Origin of the sequence: Actinoplanes sp. TFC3 (assembly GCF_001553785.1) — a bacterium.
In the GTDB taxonomy this organism is placed as follows: domain Bacteria; phylum Actinomycetota; class Actinomycetes; order Mycobacteriales; family Micromonosporaceae; genus Actinoplanes.
Genome location: NZ_LOJP01000001.1, coordinates 5,250,365 through 5,263,849, shown reverse-complemented (window position 1 = coordinate 5,263,849; position 13,485 = coordinate 5,250,365). Strand labels below are relative to the sequence as shown.

The window sequence follows — 13,485 nt, the reverse complement described above, 5'->3', positions numbered from 1 at the left end:
CATGACGAGTCTGCTTGTCGCCTCCACCGGTGGCCACCTTGCCGAGCTGCACGATCTCGCGCCCAGGCTGGGCCTCGGCGCACGCCGGTGGGTCACCTTCGACAGCCCGCAGAGCCGGTCGCTGCTCGCCGGTGAGGACGTCGTCTTCGTGCCGCCGGCCACCAGTCGCGACGTGGCCGGGGTGCTGCGCGACCTGCGGGTGGCGCGGCGCATGCTCAAGGCGCAGCGGTACGACCACATCATCAGCACCGGCGCGAGCGTGGCGATGGCGTTCTTCCTGCCCGGGGTGGCAGCGGGCATCCCGTGCTCGTACATCGAGAGTGCGACCCGCACGCAGGGGCCCTCGCTTACCGGCCGCTTGGCTGCGCGCGTACCGGGAATCCGCCTTTTTACGCAGTATCCGTCGTGGGCCGATGGGCAGTGGCAGTTCGGCGGCTCCATTTTCGACGCGTTCGAGGCCGAGGCACTCACCGATTCACCCACGATCCGCAAGGTTGTCGTCACGCTCGGCACGCACGAGCGCTATACGTTCCCCCGCTTGCTCAACCGGCTCGTCGCGTTGTTGCCGGCCGAGTGGGACGTGCTGTGGCAGGTCGGCGCCACCGTGATAGACAAGATGCCGGCCGGAGCCCGTCGTCAGGTGCCGATCGACGAGCTGCGCACCCGGCTGGCCGACGCCGACGTGGTCATCTCGCATGCCGGTGTGGGATCGGCGCTGGCCGCCATGCAAGCCGGCAAGCGCGCCCTGTACGTTCCACGGCGCAAGGCCCACGGCGAGCACGTCGACGACCACCAGGTCGAGATGGCGCGCGAGCTGGAGAGCCGCAAGCTGGTCGTGGCCCGCGAAGCCGAAGACGTCACGCTCGCGGATCTGCACACCGCCGCCGGATGGTCGGTGCGAGCCACCCCCGGCGTCACCCCGTTCAAGCTGAACCGCCAGTGAAGTGAAGTGAAGTGACGTGACAGCAGGAGGACCCGTGTCCCTGAAGCGCCGACTCCGGCCACGGCCGTTCACCAGGGTTCTGGTGCCGGCCGCGGTGGTGAGTCTGACGGTCGCCGCGACCGCCATCCCGGCGAACGCCGTGTACGTTCCGCCGACCGCGGCGGCGACCCTCGTGACGGCGAACCCGGCGGACAACACGCCGCACGCCCAGAACGGCAGCATGCGGGCGTTCGCGCAGATCGGCGACATCGTGTACGCCGGCGGTTCGTTCACCGGCATCAAGGCCTCCGGCGCGACCAGTTGGACCGCCGCGAACAACCTGATCGCGTACAACGTCAATACCGGGGCGCTCCAGACCGGGTTCAAGCCGGTGCTCGACGGCGCGGTGCAGACCCTGGCGGTCAGCCCGGACAACAAGCTCATCGTCGGCGGCAGCTTCGGCACCGTGAACGGCGTCGCCCGCAAGAACCTCGTCGAGCTGGACCCGTCCTCGGGCGCCACGGTGACGAGCTGGGCCGGCCGCGGCGACGGTGGCACCGTGCGCCGCGCCATCGTGCGGGGCAACAACCTCTACATCGCCGGCGCCTTCCACTGGGTGAACGGCACCCAGCACTCGCTGCTGGCCCGCCTCAACGCGAGCACCGGGGCGATCGACGCGACGTTCCAGATCGACGCGAGCGGCGCCCGGCCATACCCGAACTCCACCGAGCTGGTGTGGGGTCTCGACGTGGCGCCCGACGGCAAGACGGTCGTGGCGGTCGGCAACTTCACCAAGGTCAACGCCGCGGCCCGCAACCAGGTGGTACTGATCGACACCACCGGCACCCCGGCCGTCGCCGACTGGAGCACCGACCGCTACGTGGCCGCGTGTGCCAGCGATGCGTTCCCGTTCTACGCCCGTGACGTGGACTTCGCCGACGACGGCAAGTCCTTCGCGATCGTGGCCGACGGTGGCGAGAGCGAGGGCCTGGCCTACTGCGACACCACCGCCCGCTGGGAAACCGCCGACCGGGGCACCAACGTCAAGGCCACCTGGGTCGCCGAGACCGGCCGGGACTCGGTCACCTCGCTGGAGTACGCCAACAACGTCGTGTACGTGGCCGGGCATTTCCGCTGGCAGAACAACAACAACGGCAACGACGCCAAGGGCGACGGCGGTGTCGACCGCTACGGTGTGGCCGCGCTCGACGCGCAGAACGGCCGCCCGCTGGCCTGGAACCCGGGCCGTTCGCCGGGTAGCGCGCTGCCCTCCGGCGGCACCGCATGGGGCGCGATCGTCTGGGAGCTGTGGAAGGGCCCGGCCGGGCTGTTCCTCGGCCAGGACTCCGACGGGCTCGGCAACGAGTACCACGGCCGGCTCGGCTACTTCCCGACCGCCGGTGGGCGCACGATCGCCGCGCAGGACGCGCCGACCGCCACCTCCGGTTACCTGTACCTGGGCAACGGCAACGGCTCGGTCAAGAAGTTGACGTTCAACGGTACGACCCTGGGCGCGGCCAGCACGGTCAGCCAGCCCAAGCTCACCTCGGCCAAGGCCGCGTTCGCGCTGTCCACCAAGGTGTACTGGGCCACCACCGGCAACGTGCTCAACGTGTCAACGCTCAGCGCCGGCACACTCAGCGTGCCATGGGTCGGCAGCGGCTACAACGCCTGGTACAAGGCCGGCGACATGACTGGCGCGTTCTACCTCAAGGGCCGGATGTACTACACGACGGCCACCGGCACCGCGCTGTACTACCGCTACCTGACGCCGGACGGCTCGATCGTCGGGGACACCGAGATGACGCTGCCCACCTCGGGCATCGACTGGCGTACCGTGCGCGGCATGACCTGGGTCAACAACAAGATCGTCTACGGCAGCGCGGACGGCTCGCTGCGCAGCGTGGCGTTCGACCCGGCCGCGGCCACCGCGGTGGCCGGCCCGGGCAGCGTGCTGGCCGCGAAGACCACGGCGCTGAACTGGAGCAACGCGACGCTGTTCTTCGCGACGAACTGAGGCAGGGCAAGCGGGGCCCGGCCACCGGCCGGGCCCCGACATCATGAAGGTCCGGGAGACGACTGATGGATGTGACTGATTCCGTGGCCGGTAGCCGGCAGCGGGTCGTCGGCTTTGCGGACGTCGTGCTGATTCCGCTGCGCCGGTGGCGGATCGTGGCGGCGACGGCGGGCATCCTGACGTTCGGCGTGCTCGCCTACCTGCTGCTGTTCCCGGCCACCTACACGGCCACCAGCGTCGTGGTGCTGCGCCCGGTGGTGACCGACCCGTTCACCACGCCGTCCAGCGGCGCCGACAAGGCCATCAACATGACCGCCGAGAACGGTATCGCGCTCGGCAACGACGTCATCGACTCCACCGCCAGGATCCTCAAACGCGACCCGGACGACGTGCGCGAGGCGCTGACCACCGAGGTGCCCACCGGCGGGCAGGTGCTGCGCTTCTCCTACGCCGACGACACCGAGGACAGCGCGATCACCGGCGCCAACACGGCCGCCGAGACCTACCTGAAGGTGCGCGAGGACATCTACAAGACGCAGCGGGCCGCGCTGATGCTGTCGTACGACGACACCATCAAGTCGGTGACCTCGCAGCGGCAGGCCGCGCAGAAGGGCCTGCCGTCCGGCGAGTCCAACGTGGAGAACATGTCGCCGCGCGCGCAGGCCATGCTCAACCAGGTGAGCGCGCTCAACGACCAGATCGCTCAGCTTGCGAACGCGCGCGCCAAGGTGGCCTCCGCGGACCTGAGCCCCGGATCGATCACCGCTGCCGCTCGCGCGCCGGTGCCGTCCAGCCACGACGCAGCGCCGCTGTTCGTGGCCGCCGCGCTGCTCGGCGGGCTGCTGCTGGGCATGGTCGCGGCGCACGGGCGCGAGGCGCTGGACCGCCGCATCCGTTCGGGGGAACAGGCCGCTGAGCTGATCGGCCTGCCCGCGATCGGCTCGGTGCGCGCCGGTGGCCGCACCTCCGACGAGGCGGCCGCGGCCGACGCCCGGTATGCCTCGCTGGCCCTGCTCAAGTGGATCGACGGGCACTCCGACCAGCACCTGGTGGTGCTGTCCAGCCGCAACGACGAGGGCCGTACGACGGTGACCGGCAACGTTGCGGTGGCGCTGGCCGAGGCGGGCCGCGACATCACGCTGGCCGCGCCCGTGGAGTCGCAGGAGGAGCTGAAGAGCATCCTGTTCGCGGCGCAGAAACGCACCCCGCCGCGCCCGCGGGTCGTCACCCCGTCGCCGAAACCGGGGATCAACGGGTCCTCGCGGGCCTCGGTGACACCGCCGACCCCGGCTGCGACCCGGGTTTACGGCGCGACCCCCAAGCCGCAGAACGGCGTCTACGGAGTTCCCGCGGCGCCGATGCAGGTGCAGACCCAGGATCCCGACGCCACGCTGATCATCGAGGCCAAGAAGCCGGCGCCGCCGGTCTCCCCGGCGCCGCTGTCGCCGGCGCCGGGCGCGGACAACCGCTCGCCGCTGGTCGTGCTCATCGGTGGCGGGGTGGTGCGGCTGTGCACGCTGGGCGAGGAGCCGAGCGCCGGGGTCATCGTGGTCGACGCCCCGCCCTCGGACACCGACGAGCGTGGGGTGCGCGCGGCCCAGTCCGGCGTGGCCGTGCTGGTGGTGGCGCAGGACCGGACGCGTACCAGTGATCTGACCCGGCTGGTGGATCGGCTGCGCTCGGCCGGCGCGCAGACCGCCGGTTTCGTCGTGACGGGAGGCAAGGGTGCGTAGTCAGGTCCCGGATGTCACGGTTGTCGTCGCCACCCGCGACCGGCCGGGCCTGCTGGAACGCGCTGTCGCGAGCATCCTGAACCAGGAGTACGAGGGCCGCGTGGAGTGCATCGTGGTGTTCGACCACGTGCCCGTGCGGGACCTGGTGGTGCCGGTTGGCCCCAACCGCGCGCTCAAGCTGATCTCCAACACCCACCGCCAGGGCCTGCCTGGCGGGCGCAACAGCGGGGTGGACGCGGCGACCGGGGAGCTGCTGGCGTTCTGCGACGACGATGACATCTGGCTGCCGAGCAAGCTGGCCCGCCAGACGGCTCTGCTCGTGCACCCGGAGATCGGGGCGGTCAGCTGCGGACTGCGGCTGCGCGGACCCGGCATCGACAAGGACCGGGTGCTCGACAGCGACTTCGTCTACCTCGACGACTTCCTGGCCGACCGGATCATGGAGGTGCACTCCAGCACGATGCTGGTGCGCCGCTCGGTGTGGGCGGCCGCGGGCCCGGTGGACGAGGACATCCCGGGCGGCTACAGCGAGGACTACGAGTGGCTGCTGCGGGTGGCCGCGCAGACGCCGATCGCCATCGTGCGGGAGGCGCTGGTCATCGTCGACTGGCACGGCGGCTCGTTCTACTTCGGCCGCTGGGCGATGATCGTCGAGGCGCAGCGCTATCTGATCGCCAAGCATCCCGAACTTGCGCAGAGCCGCGAGGGCATGGCTCGGCTGCGGGGGCAGATCGCGTTCGCGCTGGCCTCGGGTCACCGCCGGACCGAGGCGATCAAGGAGCTGGCCGCGGTGATCCGGCTCAACCCGTTGGAGAAACGGGTGCTGGCCACCGTACCCGTGATCATGGGGTTGATGACCGGCGAGCGGGCCCTGCGGATGGCCCAGAAACGCGGCAAAGGCATTTAGTGACAACCACGTCAGAGGTACGGCAAAGCACGCGTAACGGCGCCATCGGCCTGGTCGGCGCGGCGGTGAACGGGCTGTTCGGCTTCGTGCTCACCACCGTCATCGTGCGCACGTTCGGCGCCGACGGCTCCGGTGCCCTGTTCAGCGTCATCGGCCTGGTCACCATCGTCGGGGCGGTGTGCTGCCTGGGCGCCGACACCGCGCTGATGTGGTCGATCCCGCGCCGGACCAGCGGAGCCAGCGGCGACGCCGCCCGGCTGTTGAGCGTGGCGGTGCTGCCCACCGTCGGGTTGTCGCTGCTGGTGGCAGTGGCCGGTTGGACCTTCGCCGGTCCGCTGAGCCGGACCCTGCTCGACGAGCCGGACGGCACCGACCTGCTGCGCCTGGCGTTTGCCGGGGTGCCCCTGATCGTCGGGTCGACGGTGGTGCTGGCGGCGGTGCGGGCCACTCGCCCGGTGTCGGCGTACGTGGGCGTGCAGTTCCTGCTGGTCCCCGTTGCGCGCCCGGTGCTGATGATCGCCGCGGTGCTGGCCGGAGGCGGCGTGGTGCTCGGCTTCGCGGGCTGGCTGCTGCCGATCGTCGCCGCGCTGCTGATCGCGCTGGTGCTGGTGGCCAAGCCGCTGCCGCTGGGCCGCAAGCCGCAGAGCGAGGACTGGCACACGTTCTGGGGTTTCGCGTTGCCGCGGGCGGCGTCGGTGGCGATCGACGCGAGCAGCATGTGGGTGGGGGTCCTGCTCACCGGTGCGCTGGCCAGCCAACGCGAAGCCGGCGTTTTCGCCGCGGTGGGGCGGTACACGCTGGCCGGGTTGCTGATCATGCAGGGGCTGCGGGTGGCCATCGCGCCGCAGCTGTCCCGGCTGCTCGGCGCGGACCGGCGGCATGAGGCGGCGCAGGTCTACCGGCGTACGTCGTTGTGGATCGTGTTGCTGTCGTGGCCGGCGTACCTGCTGCTAGCCGTGTTCGCGCCGGCGTTCCTGCGGCTGTTCGGCTCGCAGTTCGAGTCCGGGGCCACTGCGATGGCCGTGCTGGCGGTCGCAATGCTGGTGAACGTCGGGGTCGGCTTGGTCCAGACGGTGTTGCTGATGAGCGGCAACAGCCGGAGCCACTTGCTGGCCACCGTGTCCGGGCTGGGGTGCAACGTGGCCGCGGCCTTCGTGCTCATTCCCGAGCATGGTGCGCTGGGTGCGGCTGTCGCTTGGTCGCTCGGCATTGTCGTGGAGAACGTTCTTGCCGCGGTGTTGGCTCGGCGGGCGCTGGGCGAGGCGCTTTTTGGTCGTACGGTGGCCATTGCTGCTTTCAGCGTGATGGGCGCGACGGGCCTGGCGGCATTGATCGGCACCTGGGCCGTGGGCCGGGGAATTGCGGGTTTGAGCCTTGCGCTCGCGCTGGTGGCCGCCGCAGGCCTGGCGTCACTGGGCGATTCCCGGGTGCGTGGCGCGGTGAAGAGCCTCAGGGAGAAGTCGTGAGGGACAGCATCAAGAATCTCGCTCCGACCGGGGCGAAGGAGCAGGTCCGCGAGTTGCTCGTGCGCTACGGCGAGCGGACCAGCGACCGGCGGCCGTTGCCGGACTTCCTGGTGATCGGCACGAAACGCGGTGGCACGACGTCGTTGTGGCGTTATCTCATCCAGCATCCGTTGGTGCCGCGGCTGTTTCCGGCGTGGAACACCAAGACGTCGCACTACTTCGAGGAGAACTACGAGCGCGGCGAGGCTTGGTATCGCTCGCATTTCCCGACCGAACGGCAGCGGGCCGCCCTGGAGCGCAAGCACGGCGGCCCGGTGAAAGCCGGCGAGGCGGCGCCCTTGTACATGTTCCATCCGCTGGCGGCGGGCCGGGTGGCCGAGCTGATGCCGCGGGCGAAAATGATTGTGCTGCTGCGCAATCCGGTGGAACGGGCATTCTCGCATTGGAAGGAACGCCGCGGTGAGGGCGTCGAGCCGCTCAGTTTCGCCGACGCGCTGGCCGCCGAGGGCGAACGCACGGCCGGCGAATTCTCCGAGGCCCACGACTGGTATTCCTACCGTGCGCGCGGACGCTATCTGGAGCATCTCGAACCGTGGCTGCAGCGGTTCGACAGCTCGCAATTGTTGTTCGTGGCGAGCGAGACATTTTATCGCGAGCCGGCTCAGACGTACGCGCAGATCCTTCATTTCATTGGTTTGCCGCCGCACGAACTGCCGTCCTATGACGTGTTCAACGACCGCCCGAGCAAGGGCATGGACGACGGTGTGCGCGCCGAGCTGACCGACTACTACAAGCCGTTCAACGCGGCGCTCGAGGACCGGCTCGGTATGCGGTTCACCTGGTAGCAAGCACCTCCAGCAACGCGGGGTGGAGCTTCGGGTTCCAGCCCGCGCCCCCGTGCGACAACTCAAAGGTGCGCAGCCACAGCTCGATCAGATAGGCGTCGGCAACGAATTTCTGCCGCTCGGCGTCCAGGCCCAGCGCCGGACCGTGTCGCATCAGTGTGGCGTCCACGGCAATCGCACAATCGAAGGCCGGGCGCCGATGCGTCGACAACGCGGTCTGAAAAGCCTGATGGGCCAGATCAAATCCCAGCGGTACGCCCGAAGCGCGGTTCTCCCAGTCCCACACCAGCAGATTGCCGCGCTGCCGGGCTATGTTCCACGGCACCCAGTCGCCGTGCCAGTCGCCGAATTCCAGCGTCAGATCCGTGGCCATCCGGTCGATGAAGCCGTGAATGCGCGGGTCGGCCCCGACGGCCCGCCGCCGCCAATGGGCCAGCAACCCGGTCACCGGCTGCGGGGGATTGGCCGGGCCGCCGCGCCGGGCGACGGCTCGCATCGCGTCCAGCCGCGGCTCGTCCGGCTTGCGGATGCGGCGCACGTCGCGGGGCATCGGCTCGATGATGGCGATCTCCCGGCCGTGCCACTGGGTGTGCAGCAGCAGCCGGGGCGCGGGCGGGAAGCCGCCGCCGGTGGGCAGGCCGGACAGCGTGGCCGCCTCGGAACGGACCATCGCGCGGGTGCCATCGTTCCAGCCGATCTTGGCGTAGCCGCGCGGCTGCCCGGCGTCGTCGAACAGCTGCATCGTGGGCTTGTGGTGCGGGTCCGGCGGACGGATGCCGATGGCCGCGTGCAGCCGGTCGAAGCCCAGCCGGGCGGCCAGGAAGTCGGACAGCAGCTCGTCGCCGTGCACCGACAGCACCGGCGCCTTGGTCAAGCCGAGCAGCCCGGCCCTGGCGAGCAGGCCGATCGCGGCTCGGCTGGCGCGGACCTTGGGAGGGCGCAGCGCGTTGTAGGCCAGTAGCGACGCGGCGGTGACCTTCTTGGACGCCAGCGGCAGCAGGAACTTGGCGTTCTCCACCGACGGGATCACCGCGTAGCGCAGCCGCGCGGCAGGATCGTTGCCGAGCGTGACGGAGACCCCCGGATCTGCGAACAAGGCCCGGGCCACCCAGCCCAGCCCGTCCTGGCGATCAAGCACCGTCATTTGCGTCGATTCGATGGCCACCGCTGGAGACTACTCGTGGTCCCTTCGAGCCTCCTCAAGGCCGCAGCCCCCTCAAGAAGGCTGTTGGTAGACCCGGACCCAGTCGACAAGGAAGTCCGCGGGGAAGACGGTGGCCGCGTCGGGGGTGCCGAGCCAGCCGCCGACCTGCATGTTGAGCCGCAAGTTGTACGGCTTGGTGAACGCCTTGTCGTACCAGGGGGTGGTGGTGCGATCCCGGGTCCACACGAGCTGGCCGTCGTAGTACCACTTCAGCGAGGTGGCCGACCACTCCGTGGCGTAGGTGTGGAAGCCGTCGGCCGGGGTGCCGCCGCCGGGCAGGGTAACCCGGAGGTCCTGCTTGACCGGGGTGTAGTCCCAGAAGATGGAGGCCGTGGCCTGGCTGTGCCACGCGGTGCCACCGGGCAGCTCGGTCACGTCGATCTCGCCGTTGCCCCCGTCGTCGGGGCGCAGCCAGAACGCCGGCCAGATCCCGGTGGACCCCGTGGGCGTGGTCGGCGACTTGGCGCGGATCTCGAACCGGCCGTACGTCCACGACGCCTTGCCCATGGTGTCGAGGTACGACTGGGTGAACTGGCGGGTCTGCGAGCCGCACGGCACCGGCTTGCGCAGGGCGCGCAGCGTCAGCAGGCCGCCGCTGACGAACGTGTTCTCCGGGCTGTCGACGTTGCAGCCGAGGTCGACGTCGCGGGCCTCGCCGTTGCGCAGGTTCCATTTGCCGGCATCCAGGGTGCTGCCGGTGAACTCGTCGGCCCAGGCGAGCTTCCAGGTGGCGTGGTAGGAGAGCATGAGCTGCGGTCGCAGTTCGGGTCTCGGATTCTCCAGGGAAGCCCAATAGACGCGGCTGTCGAAGTTCTTCTGGGAGAGCAGGACTGTGTAAGTACCGTTGCGATCGATCGAAACCGGAAGCTCGTTGAATCCTGCCTTGACCCCGTCGACGGCCTGAAAGCTGCCGCCGCCGGCAATCCGCGCGGCTTGCAGATCCCCGGGCACCGTGCGGGTCAGCATCCGGGCGCCGGCGTCGTGCCAGGCGTAGATGCGCAGCTTGGCCGTGACGCCGGTGGCATCCGGGGGAAGCTGGTCGACGCTGAACTGAAGGTGCGCGTCACGCTGGCCGGCCGGGTTGTTCTCGCACAGCACCGGGCAGGTCGCCAGCGTGGTCGCCGCGCTCAGCTCACCGTCCTGCGCCACCTGGCTGATCGTGGTGTCGGCGACGACCGGCACCGTCGCGTCCAGGACCACCGTCGAGGGGGAGCGATGCGGACGGCCGTCGTCATCCTGAGCACAGGCCGGCAGCAGGGCTGCGGCGGACAGGACGACGACGGCCGTCGCGGTGACGAGCTTGCGCATGGGGCCGCAAGCATATCGGCCCCTACTTGAGCCCGAGCGCCCGCTTCATCGTGAAGAACAGGTCGGTTTGGTTGGTCACGCCGAGCACGTTGGCCGCCTGCGGGCCACCTGCGGCGATGCGCACCTCGGTGCCGGTGTGCTGCTGCGAACCGGAGATCTCCGAGGTCGCGTAGCTGATCGTCATGTTGGCCTTGTCGTGCGTGATCAGCGTGGCGGTGTAGCCCATCGTGGCGGTCTCCACGATCTGGCTGGTGTGGCCGTGGTCGGCGGTGACGACGACCAGGGTGCCGGGGTTCTTCCTCTGGTAGTCCAGCGCCTTCTTGACCGCCGCGTCGAACGCCACGGTCTCGCCGATCTGCCCGCACGGGTTGGCCGAGTGGTCCTGCTTGTCGATCGAGGCGCCCTCGATCTGCAGGAAGAAGCCCTTACGGCTGTGCTTGGTCTGCTTGTCCAGCACGTCGAGCGCCTTGCTCGCCATGTCGACCAGGTGCGGCTGGGTGGCCGTACGAGCGGTGTTGGTGGCACAGGTCGCCGGCGCGGTCCCGGTGCGGGTCGGGGCCGGGCCCACCCACTCCAGGTCCATGTTGTTCTTGGCGAACGCGCCCAGGATCGGCTGGTTCCCCTTGGCCGCGGCCAGCCCGGCGGCGTCGGTGACGACCTGGTAGCCGTTGGCCTGCGCCTGCTGGGTCACCGTCTGGCCCTGGTACCTGCCGGCCTTGACGGTCTGGTCGAAGTACTGCTTGCCGCCGCCCAGCAGGACGTCAGGCTTGGTCTGCACGAGCTGTTCGGCGATCGAGCCGGCGCCGCCGTTGACCTTGTCGTTCACCGCGCACTTGGCCATCGCGTCCGGGCCCTTGCAGTCGCGGTTGATGACGTGCGAGCCCAGCACGGCCGGGGTGGCGTCCTGCAGCTCGGCGGTGGTGACGTCGCCGGTGCGGTAGCCGGCCGCCTGGGCCAGCTCCAGGATGGTCGCCTTGGGCTTCTCGTCGGCGGTGACCGAGATGGCGCCGTTGTAGGTCTTGTGCCCGGTCGCCCAGCCGGAGCCCGAGGCGGCCGAGTCGGTGACGTACTCGGGCAGGTCGGGGTTCTCCTTCTGCACGGCGTACGTGGTGTACGCGCCGGTCAGCGGGAGCGTGTCCATGGCGAGCCGGCCGTTCGCGCCGACCTGGTAGTTGCGTGCGATGGTGATCTCGCTGTCGCCCATGCCGTCGCCGATCAGCAGGATCACGTTGCGGGCCTTGCCGCCCTGGATCGCGTGCTTGGCGTTCTTGGTGTTGTCCTGGTGGGAGTCGCCCGCGAGCGCCACCGAGGGCACGGCTACCACTGCGGCCGCGGCAAGCACCACGGCGGCCCGGCGGCCGCGAAGCTGACGAAGTGCGTTCATGCGCAATACAGCATCATTCGCAAGCGTCGCGACGGTGGAGAACAAGCGAAGGGCGAGCAAACTCCGGCGGTCCTGGCCCTCGCAAGTGAACCAAAGGTGAACGTCACTTGGGTACAAGCGTGGCGACGAAGGCACCGGCTCGTTTCACCCACTGCTCCAGCGTCTCGTCGTCGAGCTGTTCGCCGTCGACCACCACCCAGCCGCGCATCGGGCGTCCGGTCACATCGCACGGCCGGGTGCCGGGGTGCCTGAGCGCTTCCTCGGTGGCCTCCCGTCCGACGCGGACCATCAGGTCGTCGCCCCAGATGCACACCAGCATGTTGCCGTCGCTGAGGAAGCACAGGCCGCCGAACATCGGCTTGGCGAGGATGCCCGGCCGCGGGGCCAGGAGATCTCGCAATCGCTCGGCCAACGCTGCGTCATAGGCCATGCTCCGACCGTACCGGTGGCAGCCGGATCTTAGGCTCGGCGACATGCTCCGAAGGGTCGCCGCGGTCGTGGTCACGCTCCTCGCCCTGCTGGCGGCCGTGCGGCTGGTTGCGCCTGCGGACGGCATCGCGGGGGTACGGCGGCAGCTCGCCTTCCTGCGTGACCGGCTGGACCACGGGGCAGCCGAGGACGCGCAAAAGCTCTATCCCGAAGGCTATTTCTTCCTTTACGCCCTGTACGGCCTCGCCCAGGTCGACCTTGGCAACGCTGACGAGGCGCGGTGGGCCCTGACGCGCCTGGAGGATCCGGCCGGCCGGGCGCCGTTCGATGCCGGGCTGATCCCCGCGTACGGCGTGTTCTATCAGGGCTGGACGAACTGGCTGCGCGGCGGCGTGCTGTCGCTGGGCGAGGATCCGGGGCTGCGAGCGCAGTTCGAGAGCTCGTCGGCCGCGCTGGCCGCCGCGTTCGATGCCGCGTCCACGCCCTACCTGCAGGCGTACCCGGGTCAGGCGTGGCCGGTGGACTCGACGGTGGCGATCGCGTCGCTGCGCCTGCACGACAAGCTGCTGACACCGCGCTTCGCCGCCACCGTCACCCGCTGGCTCGATGCGGTGCAGACCCGGCTGGACCCGGCGACCGGGTTGATGCCGCACCAGGTGGACGCGGCGACCGGCACGCCGCAGTCGGTGGCGCGGGGCTCCTCGCAGGCCATCATCGAGCGGTTCCTGGTGGACATCGACCCGGTGTTCGCGCGCTCGCAGTTCACGATCTTCCGGTCGCGGTTCGTGGTGCGCCCGCTGCGGCTCGGCCCCGGGGTGCGGGAGTATCCGTCCGGGGTGGCGGGGCGGGGTGACGTGGACTCGGGGCCCCTGGTGCTGGGGACCAGCCTGGCGGCCACGGTGGTCACGCTCGGGGCGGCCCGGGTGCAGGGTGATGCCCGGCTGGCCGGGGCGTTGGACAACTATGGGGAACTTGTGGGCGTACCGGTGTCGACGCCCGGGTCGAAACGCTATGCCGGCGGCCTCGCTCCGATCGGTGATGCCTTCCTGGCCTGGTCCAAGCTCGCGCGTCCGTGGGTGGTGGCGCAACCCGCTTTGACTCCGGCGCTGAGCTTTTGGTGGCGGGTGCCCTTGCTGGCCTTGTTCGCTTTGCTTGCCCTTCTCGGCTGGATTCCCGTGCTTCAAAAATCGGTCAATAATGGACAAACAGGACGCTAAATGACGCTTATTACGCATCAGTCCCGGTCATCTGGGCGAAAAACCCAAATCGC

General features: G+C 69.7%; 11 protein-coding genes. 7 read left to right on the top strand and 4 right to left on the bottom strand.

What is annotated here, in order from left to right:
• Window position 1: 1 nt before the first annotated feature.
• The 6 genes from TFC3_RS23625 (at window position 2) to TFC3_RS23600 (ending at window position 7,890) form a co-directional block, all read left to right on the top strand.
• On the top strand, window positions 2–943 hold the full coding sequence (locus tag TFC3_RS23625) for a glycosyltransferase (RefSeq protein WP_067503890.1): 942 nt from the start codon (window positions 2–4) through the stop codon (window positions 941–943).
• A gap of 34 nt (window positions 944–977) precedes the next feature.
• Window positions 978–2,939, top strand: coding sequence for a delta-60 repeat domain-containing protein (locus tag TFC3_RS23620; RefSeq protein ID WP_236718275.1), 1,962 nt, complete (start codon window positions 978–980; stop codon window positions 2,937–2,939).
• A 65-nt stretch (window positions 2,940–3,004) separates the two neighbouring features.
• Entirely contained in the window at window positions 3,005–4,672 is a 1,668-nt protein-coding gene (locus TFC3_RS23615; RefSeq protein ID WP_067503888.1) for a hypothetical protein, read from the top strand.
• The gene (locus tag TFC3_RS23610) at window positions 4,665–5,579 is read left to right on the top strand and encodes a glycosyltransferase family A protein (protein WP_067503885.1); all 915 of its coding nucleotides are present in this window, start codon (window positions 4,665–4,667) and stop codon (window positions 5,577–5,579) included. Before TFC3_RS23615 ends, TFC3_RS23610 begins: the two co-directional genes overlap by 8 nt.
• Window positions 5,579–7,045, top strand: a complete 1,467-nt coding sequence (locus TFC3_RS23605) for an MATE family efflux transporter (RefSeq protein ID WP_067503882.1) — start codon at window positions 5,579–5,581, stop codon at window positions 7,043–7,045. Before TFC3_RS23610 ends, TFC3_RS23605 begins: the two co-directional genes overlap by 1 nt.
• A complete protein-coding gene (locus tag TFC3_RS23600; RefSeq protein WP_067503881.1) occupies window positions 7,042–7,890 on the top strand; it encodes a sulfotransferase in 849 nt (282 codons plus the stop codon). The genes TFC3_RS23605 and TFC3_RS23600 overlap by 4 nt, the downstream gene beginning before the upstream one ends.
• On the opposite strand, the gene TFC3_RS23595 is transcribed toward TFC3_RS23600, so the two are convergent.
• The 4 genes from TFC3_RS23595 to TFC3_RS23580 form a co-directional block, all read right to left on the bottom strand.
• Window positions 7,880–9,034: a hypothetical protein gene (locus TFC3_RS23595; protein ID WP_067507365.1), complete on the bottom strand. Its 1,155-nt coding sequence runs from the start codon at window positions 9,032–9,034 to the stop codon at window positions 7,880–7,882. The genes TFC3_RS23600 and TFC3_RS23595 overlap by 11 nt on opposite strands.
• A 72-nt stretch (window positions 9,035–9,106) precedes the next feature.
• Entirely contained in the window at window positions 9,107–10,402 is a 1,296-nt protein-coding gene (locus TFC3_RS23590) for a family 16 glycosylhydrolase (protein WP_067503878.1), read from the bottom strand.
• Window positions 10,403–10,424: 22 nt separating this feature from the next.
• Entirely contained in the window at window positions 10,425–11,786 is a 1,362-nt protein-coding gene (phoA, locus tag TFC3_RS23585; RefSeq protein WP_067503875.1) for an alkaline phosphatase, read from the bottom strand.
• Between the two features lie 103 nt (window positions 11,787–11,889).
• Window positions 11,890–12,216, bottom strand: coding sequence for a TfoX/Sxy family protein (locus TFC3_RS23580; RefSeq protein WP_067503871.1), 327 nt, complete (start codon window positions 12,214–12,216; stop codon window positions 11,890–11,892).
• A gap of 43 nt (window positions 12,217–12,259) precedes the next feature.
• Between TFC3_RS23580 and TFC3_RS23575 the strand changes: the two genes are divergently transcribed.
• On the top strand, window positions 12,260–13,432 hold the full coding sequence (locus TFC3_RS23575) for a hypothetical protein (RefSeq protein WP_067503868.1): 1,173 nt from the start codon (window positions 12,260–12,262) through the stop codon (window positions 13,430–13,432).
• The last annotated feature ends 53 nt before the right edge of the window (window positions 13,433–13,485 follow it).